This window comes from Achromobacter sp. MUI-25009338 (genome assembly GCF_057359325.1).
Map to the genome: position 1 here is coordinate 356,860 of NZ_CM170627.1, position 19,495 is coordinate 376,354.

Genomic DNA, 19,495 nt, shown 5'->3' on the forward strand with positions numbered 1-19,495 from the left:
TGTCACGCGCGGCGGCTCGCCTTCAAACGAACAACACCAAGAAGGAGCCTTGCATGCGTACATTTATCGCTACCCGCCGGTGGTCCGCCGCAATTCTCGCCGGCGCGCTCAGCGCCGGCCTCGCCACCGCCGTCCAGGCTCAGGCGCCGCGCTCCACGCTGCGGCTGGTGTCCGAAACCCCGCAGGCCGCGCCCGCGCCGCAGATGAGCGAGCAGGAGCTGCGCGACACCGCCATCGACGCCTACGTCTACGCCTATCCCATGGTGCTGATGGAGCTGGCGCGCCGCCAGGCCACGGCGGTGCAGAGCCCGCTGGACGGCAAGGCGCCGATGAACCAGTTCGGCCACAAGGCCTCGTATCCCGACCCGCGCGCCGGGGACACGCCGTGGCCCAGCGCCGACGCGCTGTATTCCAGCCTGTGGTTCGACGTGTCGCGGGCGCCGCTGGTGGTGAACCTGCCGGCCACGGGCGAACGCTATTCGGTGCTGTCGGCGCTGGACATGTGGAGCGACGTGTTCGCCTCGCGCGGCTCGCGCACCAACGGCCGCGGCGCGCAATCGTTCGTCATCGTCGGCCCCGACTGGCAGGGCGCGACGCCGGCCGGCATGGACGTGATCCGCAGCCCGACGGCCACCGGCTGGCTGATCGGCTGGACCCAGGCGGCCGGCCCGCAGGACTACGCGGCGGTTAACCAGATCCAGGCCGGCATGACCGCCAATCCGCTGGCCGTGCCCATGACGCGCACTACCCGCGCGCGCGGCGACGGCAGCGTGTATCCGCAGACCGGTCCCGGCGTGGGCGCCGCGCCCATCGGCAGCGGGCTGCGCGCGCCCATGCCGGCGCTGCCGGCCGGCACGCCGGCCGAGCAGGCCGCGAGCATGGACGCCGCCGCCTTCTTCGGCCTGTTCTTCGACCTGCTGCGCAACAACCCGCCGCATGCCAACGACACGCCGATGCTGGACCGCATGCGCCGCATCGGGCTGGACAGCCGGCGGCCGTTCTCCTACGGCAGCCTGAGCCCGGCCGTGCAGCAGGCGCTGGCCGACGCCCAGCCGCTGGCGGGGCGCCGCATCGCCGACAACGTGTCGCGCCTGGCCACGCCGCTCAATGGCTGGAACACCGTGCTGTCGGGCATCGGCACCTACGGCACGGACTACACGCGCCGCGCCGCCATCGCCTACGCCGGCCTGGGCGCGCCCACGCCGGAAGACGTGCTGTATCCGGTGACGATGGTTGACTCCAAGGGCCGGCCGCTGAACTCCGACGAGGACTACGTGCTGCATTTCGACAAGGGGCAGCTGCCGCCGGCCAACGCGTACTGGTCGCTGCACGTCTACGACGACAAGCACGGCTTTGCCGACAACCCCGCCAACCGCTACGTGCTGCGCAGCACCGACGCCCTGAAGTACAACGCCGACGGCTCGCTGGACATCTACATCCAGCAGCGCGACCCCGGCGAGCGCAAGCGCTCCAACTGGCTCGCCAGCCCCGCGGCCGACGCGCCGTTCCTGCTCAGCATGCGCCTGTACTGGCCGCAGGACACCGCGCTGGACGGCCAGTGGGCGCCACCGCCGGTCAAGGAGGATTGAGCCCGTCCGCGCAGGGCCGCGAACAGCGCCCGGCGTCTCCTCTGGGGGCGCCGGGCGCCCGCTTTTCACGGCGGCGCCGACCGTTGTTTACACCTTACAAACGGCCGAAAGTTCATTTGCTCGGGTAAAAAGAATCAAGCTATACTCTGCGAGTTTGACGCTTGCGGGGTAAGAACACTTGGCGGCTGGTTGAGAGGGTATTGGGCGTAAATACGCGTCGATATCCAAAAGCCGAATGCGCCGGTTCTGGCAAGAGCAAGATTGAGAGCAGGAAGGCTTACGGAGCAAGAAGGCTTACGGGGCTTTGCGGCTTACGCGGGGAAGTTTGATGCAACAGAACTCCATGCAGCAAAATATGCGGCAGGGTCCGGTTGGGAGCCACGGTATGGAAGTGTTGGACCAGGGCGCCACGGAAAAAGTTCTGGTACTTAGCGACGCGGACCGTGCGGCGCTGAATGCTCAAGCGAGCCGTGGGCTCTTGTTGGCACTGGCTGCGCAGGGCGCCATGGGGCTCGCAGCGGCGGTAATTGCGGGGGTTGTCGGAGGGGCGGCGGCAGGTTGGTCGGCGCTGGCGGGGGCGGGAGCGTATTTCATACCCAATGCGTTGTTCGCATTGCGCCTGGCGGTCAGCGTTCGGGCCGGTAAAGCCAGTCCCTTTACCTTTCTCTCTGGTGAGTTGATCAAGCTGTTCGCAACGGCGCTGCTGTTGTGGCTGCTTTCGCGTGTGGCGCAGGACAGCCTCGTATGGCCTGCCGCGCTGCTCGGTTTGATACTCACATTGAAGGGTTATCTCCTGCTTATGATGTTCCGCAAGTTGTCTTAGCGCCGAGCAGGTTTGCGGCAAACGAAATCGTGGAATCGTCCGGTTCGCAAGGGCCGGGCATACAGCAAATAGGGTAGGATTCAAATGGCTGCTGCCAGCGACGTGTCGCCTCAGTCTGCGTATATTCAGCACCACCTGGTGCATCTGAACAATACGGGCGAGAAACAGAGCGCTATCGCTCAGTTCGACATCATCAATTACGACTCGTTGTTCTGGTCCGGCCTGATGGGTCTGATCGTCGTCTTCTTCCTGTGGCGCGCCGCGCGCCGCGCCACCAGCGGCGTGCCGGGCCGTTTCCAGGCTTTCGTGGAAATGATCGTCGACATGGTCGACGACCAGGCCAAGGGCATCGTCCACAATGCCAAGAGCCGCCTGTTCATCGCCCCGCTGGCCCTGACCGTGTTCCTCTGGATCGTCCTGATGAACGCGCTGGACCTGCTGCCGGTCGACCTGCTGCCCTCGATCTGGCGCCTGACCGGCCTGGGCGCCGAGCACGGCGACCCGCTCTACTACCACCGCATTCTGCCGACCGCCGACCTGAACGTGCCGATGGGCATGTCGCTGGGCGTGCTGCTGCTGATGTTCTATTACGGCATCAAGATCAAGCACCCGGGCGGCTTCGTCAAGGAACTGTTCACCGCGCCCTTCCACGCGCACGGCATCGGCGCGCTGCTGCTGGCTCCGTTCAACCTGCTGCTGAACCTGATCGAATACGCCGCCAAGTCCGTGTCGCTGGGCATGCGGTTGTTCGGCAACATGTTCGCCGGCGAACTGATTTTCATGCTGATCGCCCTCCTGGGCGGCGCCTGGACCGGCTTCAACGGCGCCAGCATCGGCCTGGGCCTGGGCCATATCCTGGCCGGCTCGATCTGGGCGATCTTCCACATCCTGATCGTCCTGCTGCAGGCCTTCATCTTCATGATGCTGACGCTGGTTTACCTCGGCCAGGCTCACGAAGGCCACTGATCCCCCGGATTTCCCGCGCTGGTCATCCGGCCAGCGTGGGATAGCAAGATTTTCTTGCATTGAGCTGTACCCCTTATTTTTCAATTTTTTGACTTCAGATTTCTAACCAAGGAGTTGTCATGACCAACGTCGCTTTCGTTGCCCTCGCTTGCGGTCTTATCATCGGTCTGGGCGCTATCGGCGCTTGCATCGGCATCGCACTGATGGGCGGCAAGTATCTGGAAGCCTCGGCTCGTCAGCCTGAGCTGATGAACGCTCTGCAAACGAAGATGTTCCTGCTGGCTGGCCTGATCGACGCGGCATTCCTGATCGGCGTGGGTATCGCCATGCTGTTCGCCTTCGCCAATCCGTTCGTCGGCTAAGGCACCGCCCGCCGGCGAAAAGGCGGGTCATGACGCTGGCGGCGGTGCAGGACTACCGCGCATCGCCGCCCAGCAAAGTATCGAGTGCTCCGTAAGCCCCGTCCCGGGCGCAGCCGGAGCCGAAAGGTGTTAAAGGAACGACCGTGAATCTGAACGCGACGATCATTTTCCAGATGCTCGTGTTCTTCGTTCTGGGCTGGTTCACGATGAAATTCGTGTGGCCTCCTCTGACGAAGGCGATGGACGAGCGCCGCCAAAAAATCGCCGACGGCCTGGCCGCCGCCGAGAAGGGCAAGGCCGATCTGGCCCAGGCCCAGGCGCGCGTCAGTCTGATCGAGGCTTCTGCCAAGTCCGAAAACCACGCCCGCATCATCGAGGCCGAAAAGCAAGCCGCCTCCCTGATCGAGCAGGCCCGCCGCGAAGCGGAAGCCGAACGCGCCCGTATCGTGGCCCAGGCTGCCCAGGACGCCGCGCAGGAAGTCCAGCGCGCCCGCGACCTGCTGCGCGACGACGTCGCAGCGCTGGCCGTGAAGGGTGCTGAACAGATCCTCAAGCGCGAGGTTGACGCCCGCGCGCACGCCGAGCTGCTCAACCAGCTTCGCGCGCAGCTTTAATCCGGGACCGCCATGGCTGAACTTTCCACTGTTGCCCGGCCCTACGCCGAGGCGCTCTTCAGCGCGGCGTGCGACGACAAGGCCGGCTTGCCGGCCTGGTCCGACCTGGTCGGTGAAATGTCGCAGGTTGCCTCCAACCCCGACGTGCGCGAGGCCATGGCCGATCCGCGTCTGGGCGACAAGCAGCGCGTCGAGCTGTTCACCGGCCTGATCAAGGCCGAACTGCCGCAAGCCGCCCGCAATTTCATCGCGCTGCTGGTCGAGAACGACCGGCTGTTGCTGCTGCCCGACATCGCCACGCAATTCGCGGCGCTGCGGAATCGTCACGACGGCACGGCGCAGGCGGAAATCACCAGCGCGTTCGAGCTGAGCGACGCCCAGGTCCAAGAACTGGTGGCCGCGCTCGAACAAAAATTTGGCCTCAAGCTCAAGCCCAGCGTCACTGTCGACCCGTCGTTGATTGGCGGCGTGCGCGTGGCCGTCGGGGACCAGGTGCTCGATACTTCCGTACAAGCCCAATTGGCCCGCATGCGCGACCAGCTCGCCGCTTAAGGCAACTAACAGGATTCCAGGAGTCAATATGCAACTCAATCCCTCCGAGATCAGCGAACTGCTCAAGAGCCGCATCGAGGGCCTGGGCGCTTCGACTGATGTTCGTACCCAAGGTACCGTCGTCTCCGTGACCGACGGTATTACCCGCATCCACGGCCTGTCCGACGTGATGCAGGGCGAAATGCTCGAGTTCCCCAACAACGTTTTCGGTCTGGCACTGAACCTCGAGCGCGACTCCGTCGGCGCCGTGATTCTGGGCGACTACACCGGCGTGTCCGAAGGCGACCAGGTCAAGACGACCGGCCGCATTCTGGAAGTGCCCGTCGGCCCCGAGCTGCGCGGCCGCGTGGTCAACACGCTGGGTCTGCCGATCGACGGCAAGGGCCCGATCAACGCCAAAGAAACCGACATCATCGAGAAAGTGGCCCCCGGCGTTATCGCCCGCCGCTCGGTGTCGCAGCCGCTGCAGACCGGCACCAAGGCTATCGACGCCATGGTGCCGATCGGCCGCGGCCAGCGCGAGCTGATCATCGGCGACCGCCAGACCGGCAAGACCGCCGTCGCCGTCGACACCATCATCAGCCAGAAGGGCAAGAACGTCACCTGCGTGTACGTCGCCATCGGCCAGAAGGCGTCGACCATCAACAACGTGGTGCGCAAGCTCGAAGAGCACGGCGCCATGGAATACACCATCGTCGTGGCCGCCTCGGCCTCCGACTCGGCCGCCATGCAGTACCTGGCCGCCTACGCCGGCTGCACGATGGGCGAATACTTCCGCGACCGCGGCGAAGACGCCCTGGTGATCTATGACGACCTGACCAAGCAGGCCTGGGCCTACCGCCAGGTGTCGCTGCTGCTGCGCCGTCCGCCGGGCCGCGAAGCCTACCCGGGCGACGTGTTCTACCTGCACTCGCGCCTGCTGGAGCGCGCCGCTCGCGTCAACGAAGAGTACGTCGAGAAGTTCACCAACGGCGCCGTCAAGGGCAAGACCGGCTCGCTGACCGCGCTGCCGATCATCGAAACGCAGGCCGGCGACGTGTCCGCCTTCGTTCCGACCAACGTGATCTCGATCACCGACGGCCAGATCTTCCTGGAAACCGACCTGTTCAACGCCGGTATCCGCCCCGCCATCAACGCCGGTATCTCGGTGTCGCGCGTCGGCGGCGCCGCCCAGACCAAGGTCATCAAGAAGCTGTCCGGCGGTATCCGTACCGACCTGGCGCAGTACCGTGAACTGGCCGCCTTCGCGCAGTTCGCCTCCGACCTGGACGACGCCACCCGTCGCCAGCTCGAGCGCGGCAAGCGCGTGGTCGAACTGCTCAAGCAGCCGCAATACCAGCCGCTGCAGGTGTGGGAACTGGCCGTGTCGCTGTACACCGTGAACAACGGCTACCTCGACGACGTGGACGTGGCCCAGGTGCTGTCCTTCGAGAAGTCCTTCAAGGACCACCTCAAGGCCAAGCATGCCGCCCTGATCCAGCGCATCGAAGACACCAAGGAACTGTCCAAGGACGACGACGCCGAACTGGCCGCCGCGCTCCAGGATTTCAAGAAGCACGGTGCTTTTTAAGGCAAGGTCTGGCGTAGTCGATGGGCGCGAGCCCATCCTACGGTAGGGCGGGAGCGGCGTGAAGCCGAGCCCGCCAGCCGTCTCAACAGGAAAGCGCAATGCCCGGAATCAAGGAAATCCGAACCAAGATCAAGAGCGTGCAGAACACGCGCAAGATCACCAAGGCGATGGAAATGGTCGCCGCATCCAAGATGCGCAAGGCGCAGGAGCGGATGCGCGCGGGCCGTCCGTACGCCACCAAGGTGCGCGAGATCGCCGCGCATCTGATGCAGGCCAACCCGGAATACAACCACCCCTACCTTCAGGAACGTGAAGTCAAGTCGGTGGGCGTGGTGCTGGTCACGACCGACAAGGGCCTGTGCGGCGGCCTGAACACCAACATCAGCCGTCTGACGCTGTCGCGCCTCAAGGAATTCGAGGCCAAGGGCATCAAGGCGCAGGCGACCGCATTCGGCAACAAGGGCCTCGGCCTGTTGACCCGTATCGGCGCCAAGCTGGTGTCGCAGGAAGTGCAGCTCGGCGACAAGCCCGACCTGGACCGCCTGCTGGGCGCCATCAAGGTCCAGCTGGACGACTACCTCGAAGGCCGCATCGACGCGCTCTACGTGGCGACCACGCGCTTCATCAACACGATGAAGCAGGAGCCGGTGTTCCTGCGCCTGCTGCCGCTGGCCTCCGGTTTGGACGACCCGTTCCAGTCGGGCGCGCAATCTCTGGAACCGACGGCCGAGATCAAGTCCGACTACAGCTGGGACTACATCTACGAACCGGACGCCAAGAGCGTGATCGACGATCTGCTGCAGCGCTACGTCGAAGGCCTTCTGTACCAGGCCGTGGCCGAGAACATGGCCTCGGAACAGTCCGCTCGTATGGTCGCCATGAAGGCGGCGTCGGACAACGCGAAGAAGGTCATCGGCGACCTGCAGCTGGTCTACAACAAGACCCGCCAGGCCGCGATCACCAAGGAAATTTCGGAAATCGTAGGGGGCGCTGCCGCGGTGTAAGCCGGGCAGTATCCCGTCAAAATATCAAGGAATCGACATGAGCAACGGAACCATCGTTCAGTGCATCGGCGCCGTGGTGGACATTCAGTTCCCCCGCGATGAAATGCCCAAGATCTACGAAGCGCTCACCCTGGCCGACGAGGGTTCCTCGTTCGCCGAAAAGGGTCTGACGCTGGAAGTGCAACAGCAGCTCGGCGACGGCGTGGTGCGCACCATCGCCCTGGGTTCGAGCGACGGCCTGCGCCGCGGCATGGCCGTGGCCCGCACCGGCGCGCCGATCTCGGTGCCCGTCGGTCACGGCACCCTGGGCCGCATCATGGACGTGCTGGGCCGTCCCATCGACGAAGCCGGTCCCATCCAGTCCGACGAAAAGCGCGCCATTCACCAGTCCGCCCCGAAGTTCGACGAACTGTCGCCCTCGGTGGAACTGCTGGAAACCGGCATCAAGGTTATCGACCTGGTCTGCCCGTTCGCCAAGGGCGGTAAGGTCGGCCTGTTCGGCGGCGCCGGCGTGGGCAAGACCGTCAACATGATGGAACTGATCAACAACATCGCCAAGCAGCACAGCGGCTTGTCGGTGTTCGCCGGCGTGGGCGAGCGTACCCGCGAAGGCAACGACTTCTACCACGAAATGGAAGAGTCGAACGTTCTGGACAAGGTGGCCATGGTGTTCGGTCAGATGAACGAACCCCCGGGCAACCGTCTGCGCGTGGCGCTGACCGGCCTGACGATGGCCGAGAAGTTCCGCGACGAAGGCCGCGACATCCTGTTCTTCGTCGACAACATCTACCGCTACACCCTGGCCGGCACCGAAGTGTCCGCGCTGCTGGGCCGTATGCCGTCGGCGGTGGGCTACCAGCCCACGCTGGCCGAGGAAATGGGCGTGCTGCAAGAGCGCATCACCTCGACCAAGACCGGCTCGATCACCTCGATCCAGGCCGTGTACGTGCCTGCCGACGACTTGACCGACCCGTCGCCCGCCACCACCTTCCAGCACTTGGACTCCACCGTCGTGCTGTCGCGTGACATCGCCGCCCTGGGTATCTACCCGGCCGTGGACCCGCTGGATTCGTCCAGCCGCCAGCTCGACCCGCAAGTCGTGGGCGAAGAGCACTACGCCGTGGCCCGTGGCGTGCAGCAGACGCTGCAGCGCTACAAGGAACTGCGCGACATCATCGCGATTCTGGGCATGGACGAACTGTCGCCGGAAGACAAGCAGGCCGTGGCCCGCGCCCGTAAGATCCAGCGTTTCCTGTCGCAGCCGTTCCACGTGGCCGAAGTGTTCACGGGTTCGCCGGGCAAGTACGTGCCGCTGGCCGAAACCATCCGCGGCTTCAAGATGATCGTCAACGGCGAATGCGATTCGCTGCCCGAGCAGGCCTTCTACATGGTCGGCACGATTGACGAGGCCTTCGAGAAGGCCAAGAAACTGCAATAAGGATCCACTATGGCTACCCTGCATGTCGATGTGGTCAGCGCAGAGGAAGCGATCTTCTCCGGTGAGGCGAAGTTCGTGGTCCTGCCTGGCGAGTCGGGTGAACTGGGCATTCTGCCCGGCCACACCCCGCTGATTTCGCGCATCCGCCCCGGCACGGTCAAGATCGTTCGTGCCGACCAGGGCGAGGAAAACGTCTTCGTCGCCGGGGGCATTCTGGAAGTGCAACCGGGCAGCGTGACGGTTCTGGCCGATACGGCCATCCGCGCCGCCGACCTGGACGAAGCCCGCGCCCTGGAAGCGCGCCAGAAGGCCGAAGAGGCCCTGGCCAACGCCAAGGACAAGGCGGACATCGCCGTCGTCGAAGCCGAGCTCGCCATGCTGGCTGCGCAAGCCATCGCGGCGCGCAAGCTGCGCCAAGGCGGCCGTTCGCACTAAGCGGCAGTAATGCTCCGCGCGTAAAAGGCGGCCCTTCGGGGCCGCTTTTTTTATCCGACGCTCGGTTGGTTGTCGGTCGTTGAATGGGGCCTGTTGAGCGGCGCGTGTTGGATGGCGCGTGTTGAATGTAGGATGGGTGTAGCGCGGCAAGCTCGCGGCAAGAACCGGTTGTTGAACGCGCGTAACCCATCAGGCGGCGCAAGCCGGCATTTGGGCATTTGGACTTGCCACGAAAACCGGCGGCTCTCGCCGCCCGATGGGTTTCGCGCGTTCAGCATCAGGGTTCTTGCTTAAGAATTCTCGCGCTGCACCCATCCTACGCCCCAATCGTCCTCTCCCCGGCGTCCACCTCCCTCATTGCGTTCAATACGAATAGCCGCGCCCGGCCGGCTTCGGTAGCCTTCGGTCAAGTCGAATCAAACCAGGGAGGCGGCGTGCGGGACGTGCTGGATTGCGGGGTGCTGCTGGCCCCAGGCCACGAGGCCGCGATGCGCGGCTGGGTAGAGCGCCATCCGGTGCGCGCCACGCGCCTGCGGCTGCATCCGGTGTCGCTGACCGCGCTGCGCTACGCGCCCGTCGCGGCGCATCCTCATCCCCCGGCCCTGGCCGTGGCGGTTCCCGAAGGTCCCGACGTGCTTGCGCTGGCGCGCATGGCGGTGGCGCTCACGCGCTACGACGTCTGCATCCTGCCGGTGGCGCCCGCGACGCTGGCCTGGACCCGCATGGCGCTGCAACAGGCGCGCGCGGCCTTGAATACGCCGCTGCTCCTGCTGGTCCACGAGGTCAAGGCGCCGGCCATCGAAGACCTGCTCAGCCTGGGCGCCTGGGATTTCATGACCCAGCCGGTGTGCCTGGAAAGCCTGCGCGTGCGCCTGGGCCGCCTGGCCAGGCCGGCGGCGGGGCGCGATGCGCTGCGCGAACCCGCCGCGGCCTATGGCGCGGCGTCTGCCGCCGCCGCGGGCCGCTGCCGGCCGGGCGCAGCCCGCCAGCGGCCGTCGGGCGCGCCGGCCGAGCACGGCTGGGCCGGGCCGCGCCATCACGCGCACCGCGGCGCGCTGGAACCGTTCCGCGCCGCCAAGGCGCGTGTGGTGGACGGCTTCGAGCGCGACTACATCCGCCACGCCCTGTCGCGCCACGGCGGCAACGTGGCGCAGGCGGCGCGCGCGTGCAGCAAGCACCGGCGCGCGTTCTGGGCCCTGATGCGCAAGCACGGCATCGAGGCCGCGCCCTACCGGCAGGCCGCGCAGGCGCATCGGGACTAGTTCCTGGCGCGTCATGCGCGCGCGCTTGCGCGCGGGCAAGCCGGCCGCTGAAGGCGGCGGCGCCCGGCTGCCCGGGGGGAAGTAAAATCACGGCTTCCGATCATCGAGGATAGTCGTGTCTGCTCCCGTCTTGAAGAACGATGTGTTCTTGCGCTCGCTGCTGCGCGAGCCCGTGCCCTACACCCCGATCTGGCTGATGCGCCAGGCCGGACGCTACCTGCCCGAATACCGCGAGACCCGCGCGCGCGCAGGTTCCTTCATGGGCCTCGCTCAGAATCCGGACTATGCCGCCGAGGTCACGCTGCAGCCGCTGGCGCGTTTCGACCTGGACGCGGCCATCCTGTTCTCCGACATCCTGACGGTGCCGCACGCCATGGGCCTGGGCCTGGACTTCGCCGAAGGCGAGGGCCCGCGCTTTGCCCGCCCGGTGCGCACCGAGGAAGACGTGGCGCGCCTGGCCGTGCCCGACATGGAGCGGCTGCGCTACGTGTTCGACGCGGTCGGCGTGATCCGGCGCGAACTGGACGGCAAGGTGCCGCTGATCGGCTTTGCCGGCAGCCCCTGGACCATCGCCTGCTACATGGTCGAAGGCCAGGGCAGCGACGATTACCGCCTGATCAAGACCATGCTGTACGCGCGTCCCGACCTGCTGCACCGCATCCTCGAGATCAACGCCGAAGCCACGCTGCAATACCTGAACGCGCAGATCGCCGCCGGCGCGCAGGCCGTGATGCTGTTCGACAGCTGGGGCGGGGTGCTGGCCGACGGCCTGTTCCAGCAATTCTCGCTGGCCTACACGCGCAAGGTCGTGGCCGGCCTCCAGCGCGAAAACGAAGGCCGGCGGGTGCCGGTCATCGTCTTCACCAAGGGCGGCGGCCAGTGGCTGGAGGACATCGCGGCCTGTGGCTGCGACGCCGTGGGCCTGGACTGGACCGTCGACCTGGCGGCCGCCCGGCGCCGCACCGGCGACGCCGTCGCCTTCCAGGGCAACCTGGACCCGATGGCCCTGTTCGGCGGCGCGCAGGCCATCCGCGCCGAAGCGCGCCGCGTGCTGGACGCCTTCGGCCCGGTGGGCAAGGGCGGCCACGTCTTCAACCTGGGCCACGGCATTTCGCGCTTCACTCCGCCGGAAGCCGTAGCCGAATTGGTCGATGAAGTCCACAGCCACAGCCGCTCGCTGAGGGGGTAAGTGAGTGAACGCTTCGGCCCTCAGGGCCGGAGCAGCGCGCACTTGTGCACAGCAAGATTGCTCTCGGGGAAAACCCTTTAGAAGCTAGTTTACAATCTTGAAATATTGTACAAGTCATTGTTTTTTCAGGTGAATCGTGGATTTTTGACAGGAATTCACAGGTTCACGAAATCCAGGCTTTTTCCAATTTCCGACCTTGCTCCAGCCTTTTCCCCAAAGTTATCCACAGGCGGGGACAGGCCGGGAGCGCGTCGGGCGGGGTCATCCTCCCTTATGCACAGTCCGATCCTCCATGTCTGAAGCGCAGGCCACCTTGGTTTCCCCGCCTGCCTGGGTGCGGGTGGCGCTGGACGTGCCCCTGCCCGGTCCTTTCGACTACCGCAGCGACGCGCCGGTGACGGTGGGCCTGCGGGTGATCGTGCCGTTCGGCCGCCGCAAGCTCATCGGCGTGGTTGTGGACAACCCGGCCGAGCCGTCCTACGACCCCAAGCAGATACGGCCGATCGAGGCGGTGCTGGACGACCTGCCGCCGTTCGACGAGGCCTGGCTGCGGCTGGCGCGCTTCGCCGCGGATTATTACCAGCGGCCGCTGGGCGAAGTGATGCTGCCCACGTTGCCGCCGCCGCTGCGCAAGCCCACCGCGTACCAGGGCAAGCGCTCGGCCGGCGGGCCGGTGGCCAGGCTGGACGGGCGCAAGCGCAAGGCCGTGCGAGCCCCGGCCGCGGCCGACGAGCCGCCGGCGCTCAACGAGGCCCAGCAGGGCGCGGTCGAGGCCATCGCCGCGCTGGACGGATTCAAGCCGGTGCTGCTGCACGGCGTGACCGGCAGCGGCAAGACCGAGGTGTACCTGCGCGCCGCCGAGCGCGTGCTGGCCGCCGGCCGCCAGGTGCTGCTGATGGTGCCCGAAATCAACCTGACCCCGCAGCTCGAGGGCGCGCTGCGCGCGCGCCTGGAGGCGCTGGTGGGGCCGGACGGGCTGGCCGTCATGCACAGCGGCCTGTCCGACGGCGAGCGCCTGCAGGCCTGGACCCGCGCCCAGCGCGGCCAGGCGCGCATGCTGCTGGGCACGCGCATGTCGGTCTTCGCGCCCATGGGCGAGCTGGGCCTGATCGTGGTGGACGAAGAGCACGACGCCTCCTACAAGCAGCAGGACGGCCTGCGCTATTCAGCGCGCGACCTGGCCGTGTGGCGCGCCCACGATCTCGGCATCCCGGTGGTGCTGGGCTCGGCCACGCCGTCGCTGGAGACCTGGCAGCACGCCGAGCGCGGCCGCTACCTGCGCCTGAGCCTGCCTGGCCGGGCGCGCGCCAGCAGCCTGCCGACGGTGCGGCTGGTGGACACGCGGCGGCTGCAGCTCAAGCAAGGCATGTCGCCGCAACTGCTCGACGCCATCGGCCAGCGCCTGGAGCGCAAAGAGCAGTCGCTGATCTTCCTGAACCGTCGCGGTTATTCGCCGGTGCTGCATTGCCAGTCCTGCGCCTGGGTCAGCAATTGCCCGCGCTGCACCGCGTTCACCGTGCTGCACCGCACCGAGGGCCGCGGCCACCGCCTGCAATGCCACCATTGCGGCTATCAGGCCCCGGTGCCGCGCGCCTGCCCCGAATGCGGCGACCAGGACCTGGCGCCGATGGGGCGCGGCACCCAGCGCGTGGAGGAACACCTGGCCGAGCTGTTCCCCGAGGCCCGCATCCTGCGCATCGACGCCGACAGCACGCGCAAGAAGGGCAGCGCCGAGGCGCTGTTCGCCTCGGTCCACGCCGGCGAGGTGGACATCCTGGTGGGCACGCAGATGGTGGCCAAGGGCCACGATTTCGCGCGGCTGGGGCTGGTGGGCGTGCTGAACGCCGACTCCATGCTGTTCGCGCACGATTTCCGCGCGCCGGAGCGCCTGTTCGCGCAGCTGATGCAGGTGGCCGGCCGGGCCGGGCGCCACCAGGGCAACGGCGAGGTGCTGATCCAGACCGGCTACCCCGAGCAGCCGGTCTACCAGGCGCTGCTGCGCCACGACTACGCGGGTTTCGCCCGCCACGCGCTGCGCGAGCGCGAAAGCACCGGCCTGCCGCCCTACGTCTACCAGGCGCTGCTGACCGCCGAGGCGCGCGAGCTGAAGGTGGCCAAGGATTTCCTGGAACGCGCGCGCGCCCTGCCCGAAGGCGAATGGGCGGCGGACTTTCCGGGCCTGGACGCCATCATGCTGTACGACCCCGTGCCGCTGCGGGTGGTGCGCGTGGCCAATATCGAACGCGCCCAGCTGCTGGTCGAAAGCAGCAGCCGTCCGGCCCTGCAGGCCTTCCTGGCGTCCTGGTCGCACCACCTGCCTTATCTCGCCAACGAGGCGCGCGTGCGCTGGCAGCTGGAAGTCGACCCCCTGGAGATCTGAGGGCCGGGCCATGCGCCCGCCGCCCGATTGTTCTATGATCTTTGTCCTCTTTCGCGCCGGCGTCGCCGCGCCGCGCCGCCCGACCCCACGATCCAAATGTCCGCAAGCGAACCCATAGGCCTAGGCATGAACCCCGCCCAGAGGGAGGCGGTGCTGTACCTGGACGGCCCCTGCCTGGTGCTGGCCGGCGCCGGCAGCGGCAAGACCCGGGTGATCACGCAGAAGATCGCCTACCTGCTGCGCGAATGCGGCTACATGGGCCGCAACGTGGTGGCGCTGACCTTCACCAACAAGGCCGCGCGCGAGATGGACGAGCGCGTCAAGACGCTGGTGGACCGCAAGCTTTCCAAGGGGCTGATCATCAGCACCTTCCACTCGCTGGGCGTGAAGATGCTGCGCGAGGAAGCGCGCAACGCCGGCCTGAAGCCCACGTTCTCCATCCTGGACGCCGACGACGCCATGGCCATCATCCAGGAACTGCTGGGCACCACCGACAAGGCGCGGCTGCGCCACGTGCAGGGCATCATCTCGCTGTGGAAGAACGCGCTGATGGAGCCGGACGACGCCGCGCGCGAGGCCATCACGCCGGGCGACGTGGAGGCGGCCAACGTGTACCGCAGCTACGCGGCCACGCTGGCGGCCTACCAGGCGGTGGACTTCGACGACCTGATCCGCATCCCGGCCCAGCTGCTGGCCAATAACGAAGAGGTGCGCACCCGCTGGCAGAACCGCGTGCGCTACCTGTTGGTGGACGAATACCAGGACACCAACGTGTGCCAGTACCGCCTGGTGCAGCTGCTGACCGGGCCGCGCGCCATGTTCACGGCGGTGGGCGACGACGACCAGGCCATCTACGCCTGGCGCGGCGCCACCATCGAGAACCTGGCCAAGCTGACGACCGACTATCCCAACATCAAGCTCATCAAGCTGGAGCAGAACTACCGCTCGGTCCAGCGCATCCTGGCCGCCGCCAACCAGGTGATCGAAAAGAATCCCAAGCTGTTCGAAAAAAAGCTGTGGTCCGAGCTGGGCGTGGGCGAGCCGATCCTGGTGTCGGCCATGGACGGCGAGGAGCACGAGGCCGAATCGATCGCGATGAAGGTGTCGGCGGCGCGCTTCGAGCGCCAGGCGCAGTGGAAGGATTTCGCCATCCTGTACCGCAGCAACCACCAGTCGCGCATCCTGGAGCAGGCGCTGCGCAACCTGAAGATTCCGTACACCATCTCCGGCGGCCAGAGCTTTTTCGACAAGGCCGAAGTGCGCGACGTGCTGGCCTATCTGCGGCTGCTGGCCAACGACGACGACGATCCCGCCTTCATCCGCGCGGCCACCACGCCCAAGCGGGGCATCGGCCAGGCCACCTTGCAGGTGCTGGGCCAGTACGCCGCCAGCCGCGAACTGTCGCTGCTGGCGGCGGTGGCCGAGACCGGGCTGGAAAGCCTGCTGGCGCCGCGCCAGCTGGAGCCGCTGCGCACCTTCGCCGAATTCATCCGCCGCATGCAGTGGCGCGCCGGGCGCGGCGCGGCCACGGCCGGGGACGCCGCGCCGGCCGAGCCCGCCGGCGTGATCCTGGACGACCTGCTGGAGGCGATCCAGTACGAACGCCACCTGTACGAACTCTTCGAGGAACGGCCCGCGCAGACGCGCTGGCAGAACGTGCAGGAGCTGACCGGCTGGCTCAAGCGCAAGGCCGAGGAAGACGACATGACGCTGTTCGACCTGGTGCAGCACGTGGCGCTGGTCACCATGCTCGAGCGCGGCGAAGAGGAAGAGCCCGACGCGGTGAAGATGTCCACGCTGCACGCCTCCAAGGGGCTGGAGTATCCGCACGTATACCTGGCCGGCGTCGAAGAAGGCCTGCTGCCGCACCTGGGCAAGGACGACGAGGTCGGCGACCCGGCGCGCGCCGCCGAGAACCTGGCCACCCGCATCCAGGAAGAGCGGCGGCTGATGTACGTGGGCATCACGCGCGCGCAGCGCAGCCTGAACCTGAGCTGGTGCAAGCGCCGCCGCCGCGCGCGCGAGGACCTGGTGCGCGAGCCCTCGCGCTTCATCGAGGAGATGGGCCTGGGCGACGTGCGCATCCAGGAGGACGAGGCCACGGCCGCCATGAACCCGAAAGAGCGCATGGCCATGCTCAAGGCGCTGCTGAAGAAATAGGCCGTCCGGGCGCGCTTGGACAAGCGCGCCGGCTGCTCCTACACTGGACCGCGCGGGGTTGCCCGCCACAGACAAGGAGCGCGCCATGTGCCGTTGGCTAGCCTATACCGGTAGTCCCATCCAGATGGAGAGCGTGCTGTTCAAGGCCCGGCACTCCCTCATCGACCAGAGCCTGCATGCGCGCATGGGCGCGACCACCACCAATGGCGACGGATTCGGCCTGGGCTGGTACGGCCGCGCGCCGGAGCCGCCGTTCCGCTACCGCAGCGTGCATCCGGCCTGGAACGACCGCAACCTGCGCGAGGCGGCGCGCGCCATCCATGCGCCGCTGTTCGTCGCCCACATCCGCGCGGCCACCGACACGCCGGCCCAGGAAACCAACTGCCATCCGTTTCGCCACGGGCAGTGGCTGTTCGTGCACAACGGCGTCATCCGCGATTACCCGCTGCTGCGGCGCGACCTGATGCTGATGATCGCGCCGGCGTATTTCGGCTCGCTGGAAGGCTCCACCGATTCGGAAGTGATGTTCCTGCTGGCGCTCAGCTTCGGCCTGGAGGAAGACCCGGTGCTGGGCCTGGCGCGCATGGTGGGCGCGGTGGAAGAGACCGGCAGGCGGCACGGCGTGGCGCAGCCGATCAACATGACGGTCTGCGCGCTGGACGGCCAGCGCCTGATCGCGGTGCGCTATTCCAGCGAGGGCGATTCGCGCACGCTGTTCCACAACACCTGCGTGCGCCACCTGCGCGAGCTGTACCCCGACAACGCGCAGATCGCGGCCCTGGACGACGATGCCTTCCTGCTGCTGTCCGAGCCCCTGACCGAAATGCCCGGCGCCTGGGAAGAAGTGCCCGAGGCCACGGCCATCATCGCCGGCCGCGGCAGCGTGACCCATCATCCGTTCGCGCCGGTGCCGCCGGGGCGGTAGCGCTCAGTGCCCGCTATGCAGGGCCGGGTTCAGCGTGCCCCAGGCGGCGGTGCGCACCAGCGACTCGACCGCGCCGGTCTGCGAGTTGCGGCGAAACAGCAGGCCGTGCTGGCCCGCCAGCGACGTGGCCTTGACCACCGCGCCTTCCGGCGTCAGCACGCGGGTGCCGGCGGTGATGTAGCAGCCGGCCTCGACCACGCAGTCGTCGCCCAGCGAAATGCCGATGCCCGAATTCGCGCCCAGCAGGCAGCGCTTGCCGATGGACACCACCTGTTTGCCGCCGCCGGACATGGTGCCCATGATGGAAGCGCCGCCGCCGATATCGCTGCCGTCGTCGACGATGACGCCGGCGCTGATGCGGCCCTCGACCATCGAGGCGCCCAGCGTGCCGGCGTTGAAATTGCAGAAGCCTTCATGCAGCACCGTGGTGCCGGGCGACAGGTGCGCGCCCAGCCGCACGCGCGCGGTGTCGGCGATGCGCACGCCGCCGGGCACGACGTAGTCGGTCATGCGCGGAATCTTGTCCACGCCGCGGATCTCCAGCACCTGCCCCGAGGCGCGCAGGTGCCAGCGCAGCGCGTCGACCTGGTCGACCGCGCAGGGGCCGGCCGAGGTCCAGGCCACGTTGGACAGCACGTTGAACAGGCCGTCGAGGTTGGCGTCGTGCGGGCGGATCAGCCGGTGGCTGAGCAGGTGCAGGCGCAGATAGGCGTCGTGCGCGTCGACCGGCGACTCGTCCAGCGAGGCGATGGCGGTGCGCACGGCCACGATGTCCACCTTGCGGCGGGTGTCGCGCACCAGCGCCGTGGGCACGTGTTCGCCAAGGGCGGCGCGCGCCTCTTCGGGGCTCAGGTGGCGGGTGCCGGTGGCGGGCGCGCCTTCGGCCAGCGAGGGGCGGGGATACCAGGTGTCCAGGATGCTGCCGTCGGCGGCCAGCGTGGCGACGCCATAGGCGATGGCGCTGAGGGGCGTGTGGGAGTCGGACATGATCGGAAGGGCGGGGCGCGGTCTCGGGGGGTAAATTCTAGGACAAAACGCCCGCGTCCCCCGAGGCCGCGCGCGCCCTCTCAGACCAGTTCTTTGAGCAGCAGCTGCCAGAACTTCTGGCGTTGTTCCAGCGTCGAGACCAGCACGTATTCGTTCAGGGTATGCGCGCCGTCGCCGTCGGCGCCCAGGCCGTCGAGCGTGGGGATGCCCATGGCGGAGGTGAAGTTGGCGTCGCTGCCGCCGCCGGTCATGGGGGCGTCTTCCAGCAGGAAGCCGGCGCGCTCGGCGTAGCCCTGCACCAGCGCCAGCAGTTGGGCCGCGGCCTCGGTCTTGACCATCGGCGGGCGGTTCAGCTCCACGTCGATGTCCAGCTCCACGTCCGGGCCCACCGCGCACAGTTCGCGCATGCGGCGCAGCACGTCCTCGGCGGCGCCCATGTCGGGCACGCGGAAGTCCACCACGCAGCGGCACTGCGCCGGCACGGTGTTGGTCACGGTGCCGCCGGCGATGGTGCCCACGCTGACGGTGATGCCGCGCTCATAATCGGTCATGGCTTCCAGCGCCAGCACCTGGTGCGCCATTTCGCGAATGGCGCTGCGGCCCTTGTCGTGGTTCATGCCGGCGTGCGCCGGACGGCCCTTGACGTTCAGGTTGAGCATGCCGGTGCCCTTGCGCGCCGTGACGCACTTGCCGCCGTTGGCGCGGGCCGGCTCGCACACCAGCGCGTACTTGGCGTTGGCGGCGAAGCGCTCGATGTGCGGGCGCGAGGCATGGCTGCCGGTTTCCTCGTCCGGCACCACCAGCATGTCCACGGGCAGCCGGGTCGCGTCGGGCTGCGCCAGGCCGGCCAGGGCCGACAGCGCCAGGTAGATGCCGGCCTTCATGTCGTAGCCGCCGGGGCCGTAGAGGCGGTCGCCCTCGATGCGCACCGGGTTCTCCAGCAGCGTGCCGACCGGGTGGACGGTGTCCATGTGGGCCAGGATCAGGATGCCGGGGCGGCTGTCGCCGGGGGCGCGGTTGGTGACGTACAGCAGCGGGCCGGTGGCCGGGCCCAGGGACGACAGCTCCACCGTCAGGCCGGCGGCCGCGGCGTAGTCGGCGATGATGCGCGCCATCGCGGCGATGCCTTCGGGAAAATTCGAGGGCGATTCGCATTGCAGCCAGCTCTGGATGCCGGCGACGATCTGTTCGGTGCTGGGGGTGGTGGACATGGCGGTATCGGATTCGGGCTAAGGGAAA

The 19,495-nt window shown here is 67.4% G+C and carries 17 protein-coding genes; 15 read left to right on the forward strand and 2 right to left on the reverse strand.

Features of this window, described 5'->3' with window-relative positions; genetic code table 11:
* Positions 1-53: 53 nt before the first annotated feature.
* From AC1IQ6_RS01685 to AC1IQ6_RS01755, 15 genes are all read left to right on the forward strand, one after another.
* Positions 54-1,589 carry a DUF1254 domain-containing protein gene (locus AC1IQ6_RS01685; protein ID WP_102773198.1) on the forward strand — a complete coding sequence of 512 codons (1,536 nt, stop codon included), beginning with the start codon at positions 54-56 and terminating at the stop codon, positions 1,587-1,589.
* Positions 1,590-1,974: 385 nt separating this feature from the next.
* Positions 1,975-2,412, forward strand: a complete 438-nt coding sequence (locus AC1IQ6_RS01690) for an ATP synthase subunit I (protein WP_102773199.1) — start codon at positions 1,975-1,977, stop codon at positions 2,410-2,412.
* An 84-nt stretch (positions 2,413-2,496) separates the two neighbouring features.
* A complete protein-coding gene (gene atpB, locus AC1IQ6_RS01695) occupies positions 2,497-3,378 on the forward strand; it encodes a F0F1 ATP synthase subunit A (protein ID WP_102773200.1) in 882 nt (293 codons plus the stop codon).
* A gap of 119 nt (positions 3,379-3,497) precedes the next feature.
* The gene (gene atpE, locus AC1IQ6_RS01700; protein WP_003815363.1) at positions 3,498-3,740 is read left to right on the forward strand and encodes a F0F1 ATP synthase subunit C; all 243 of its coding nucleotides are present in this window, start codon (positions 3,498-3,500) and stop codon (positions 3,738-3,740) included.
* Between the two features lie 143 nt (positions 3,741-3,883).
* The gene (locus AC1IQ6_RS01705) at positions 3,884-4,354 is read left to right on the forward strand and encodes a F0F1 ATP synthase subunit B (protein ID WP_013391129.1); all 471 of its coding nucleotides are present in this window, start codon (positions 3,884-3,886) and stop codon (positions 4,352-4,354) included.
* 12 nt (positions 4,355-4,366) lie between these two features.
* Positions 4,367-4,906 (forward strand): F0F1 ATP synthase subunit delta, encoded by a 540-nt coding sequence (locus AC1IQ6_RS01710; protein ID WP_102773201.1) that lies wholly within the window; start codon positions 4,367-4,369, stop codon positions 4,904-4,906.
* Between the two features lie 28 nt (positions 4,907-4,934).
* Complete coding sequence (atpA, locus tag AC1IQ6_RS01715; protein ID WP_102773202.1) at positions 4,935-6,476, forward strand: F0F1 ATP synthase subunit alpha; 1,542 nt, start codon at positions 4,935-4,937, stop codon at positions 6,474-6,476.
* Between the two features lie 98 nt (positions 6,477-6,574).
* Complete coding sequence (gene atpG / locus AC1IQ6_RS01720) at positions 6,575-7,480, forward strand: F0F1 ATP synthase subunit gamma (RefSeq protein WP_102773203.1); 906 nt, start codon at positions 6,575-6,577, stop codon at positions 7,478-7,480.
* Between the two features lie 37 nt (positions 7,481-7,517).
* Positions 7,518-8,918 carry a F0F1 ATP synthase subunit beta gene (atpD, locus tag AC1IQ6_RS01725; RefSeq protein ID WP_102773204.1) on the forward strand — a complete coding sequence of 467 codons (1,401 nt, stop codon included), beginning with the start codon at positions 7,518-7,520 and terminating at the stop codon, positions 8,916-8,918.
* Positions 8,919-8,927: 9 nt separating this feature from the next.
* Positions 8,928-9,353, forward strand: a complete 426-nt coding sequence (locus AC1IQ6_RS01730; protein WP_043543081.1) for a F0F1 ATP synthase subunit epsilon — start codon at positions 8,928-8,930, stop codon at positions 9,351-9,353.
* A 443-nt stretch (positions 9,354-9,796) separates the two neighbouring features.
* A complete protein-coding gene (locus tag AC1IQ6_RS01735) occupies positions 9,797-10,615 on the forward strand; it encodes a helix-turn-helix domain-containing protein (RefSeq protein ID WP_485866544.1) in 819 nt (272 codons plus the stop codon).
* Positions 10,616-10,730: 115 nt separating this feature from the next.
* Positions 10,731-11,804, forward strand: coding sequence for a uroporphyrinogen decarboxylase (gene hemE, locus AC1IQ6_RS01740; RefSeq protein ID WP_485865715.1), 1,074 nt, complete (start codon positions 10,731-10,733; stop codon positions 11,802-11,804).
* Positions 11,805-12,096: 292 nt separating this feature from the next.
* A complete protein-coding gene (locus AC1IQ6_RS01745) occupies positions 12,097-14,184 on the forward strand; it encodes a primosomal protein N' (protein WP_485865716.1) in 2,088 nt (695 codons plus the stop codon).
* A gap of 96 nt (positions 14,185-14,280) precedes the next feature.
* The gene (locus AC1IQ6_RS01750) at positions 14,281-16,344 is read left to right on the forward strand and encodes a UvrD-helicase domain-containing protein (protein ID WP_102773207.1); all 2,064 of its coding nucleotides are present in this window, start codon (positions 14,281-14,283) and stop codon (positions 16,342-16,344) included.
* Between the two features lie 85 nt (positions 16,345-16,429).
* A complete protein-coding gene (locus AC1IQ6_RS01755; protein WP_102773208.1) occupies positions 16,430-17,269 on the forward strand; it encodes a class II glutamine amidotransferase in 840 nt (279 codons plus the stop codon).
* A 3-nt stretch (positions 17,270-17,272) separates the two neighbouring features.
* On the opposite strand, the gene dapD is transcribed toward AC1IQ6_RS01755, so the two are convergent.
* Together dapD and AC1IQ6_RS01765 are read right to left on the reverse strand one after the other, a co-directional pair.
* Positions 17,273-18,256: a 2,3,4,5-tetrahydropyridine-2,6-dicarboxylate N-succinyltransferase gene (gene dapD, locus AC1IQ6_RS01760; RefSeq protein ID WP_485865717.1), complete on the reverse strand. Its 984-nt coding sequence runs from the start codon at positions 18,254-18,256 to the stop codon at positions 17,273-17,275.
* Between the two features lie 80 nt (positions 18,257-18,336).
* On the reverse strand, positions 18,337-19,467 hold the full coding sequence (locus tag AC1IQ6_RS01765; RefSeq protein WP_111826092.1) for a M20 family metallopeptidase: 1,131 nt from the start codon (positions 19,465-19,467) through the stop codon (positions 18,337-18,339).
* Positions 19,468-19,495: the final 28 nt, after the last annotated feature.

Bases quoted from the DNA above. Each gene is read 5' to 3' on its own strand.
- AC1IQ6_RS01685 (WP_102773198.1), top strand. From the start codon at position 54: ATGCGTACATTTATCGCTACCCGCCGGTGGTCCGCCGCAATTCTCGCC.
- atpB (WP_102773200.1), top strand. From the start codon at position 2,497: ATGGCTGCTGCCAGCGACGTGTCGCCTCAGTCTGCGTATATTCAGCAC.
- AC1IQ6_RS01690 (WP_102773199.1), top strand. From the start codon at position 1,975: ATGGAAGTGTTGGACCAGGGCGCCACGGAAAAAGTTCTGGTACTTAGC.
- AC1IQ6_RS01750 (WP_102773207.1), top strand. From the start codon at position 14,281: ATGTCCGCAAGCGAACCCATAGGCCTAGGCATGAACCCCGCCCAGAGG.
- atpD (WP_102773204.1), top strand. From the start codon at position 7,518: ATGAGCAACGGAACCATCGTTCAGTGCATCGGCGCCGTGGTGGACATT.
- AC1IQ6_RS01730 (WP_043543081.1), top strand. From the start codon at position 8,928: ATGGCTACCCTGCATGTCGATGTGGTCAGCGCAGAGGAAGCGATCTTC.
- dapD (WP_485865717.1), bottom strand. From the start codon at position 18,256: ATGTCCGACTCCCACACGCCCCTCAGCGCCATCGCCTATGGCGTCGCC.
- atpA (WP_102773202.1), top strand. From the start codon at position 4,935: ATGCAACTCAATCCCTCCGAGATCAGCGAACTGCTCAAGAGCCGCATC.
- AC1IQ6_RS01755 (WP_102773208.1), top strand. From the start codon at position 16,430: ATGTGCCGTTGGCTAGCCTATACCGGTAGTCCCATCCAGATGGAGAGC.
- AC1IQ6_RS01710 (WP_102773201.1), top strand. From the start codon at position 4,367: ATGGCTGAACTTTCCACTGTTGCCCGGCCCTACGCCGAGGCGCTCTTC.
- AC1IQ6_RS01765 (WP_111826092.1), bottom strand. From the start codon at position 19,467: ATGTCCACCACCCCCAGCACCGAACAGATCGTCGCCGGCATCCAGAGC.
- AC1IQ6_RS01745 (WP_485865716.1), top strand. From the start codon at position 12,097: ATGTCTGAAGCGCAGGCCACCTTGGTTTCCCCGCCTGCCTGGGTGCGG.
- atpG (WP_102773203.1), top strand. From the start codon at position 6,575: ATGCCCGGAATCAAGGAAATCCGAACCAAGATCAAGAGCGTGCAGAAC.
- atpE (WP_003815363.1), top strand. From the start codon at position 3,498: ATGACCAACGTCGCTTTCGTTGCCCTCGCTTGCGGTCTTATCATCGGT.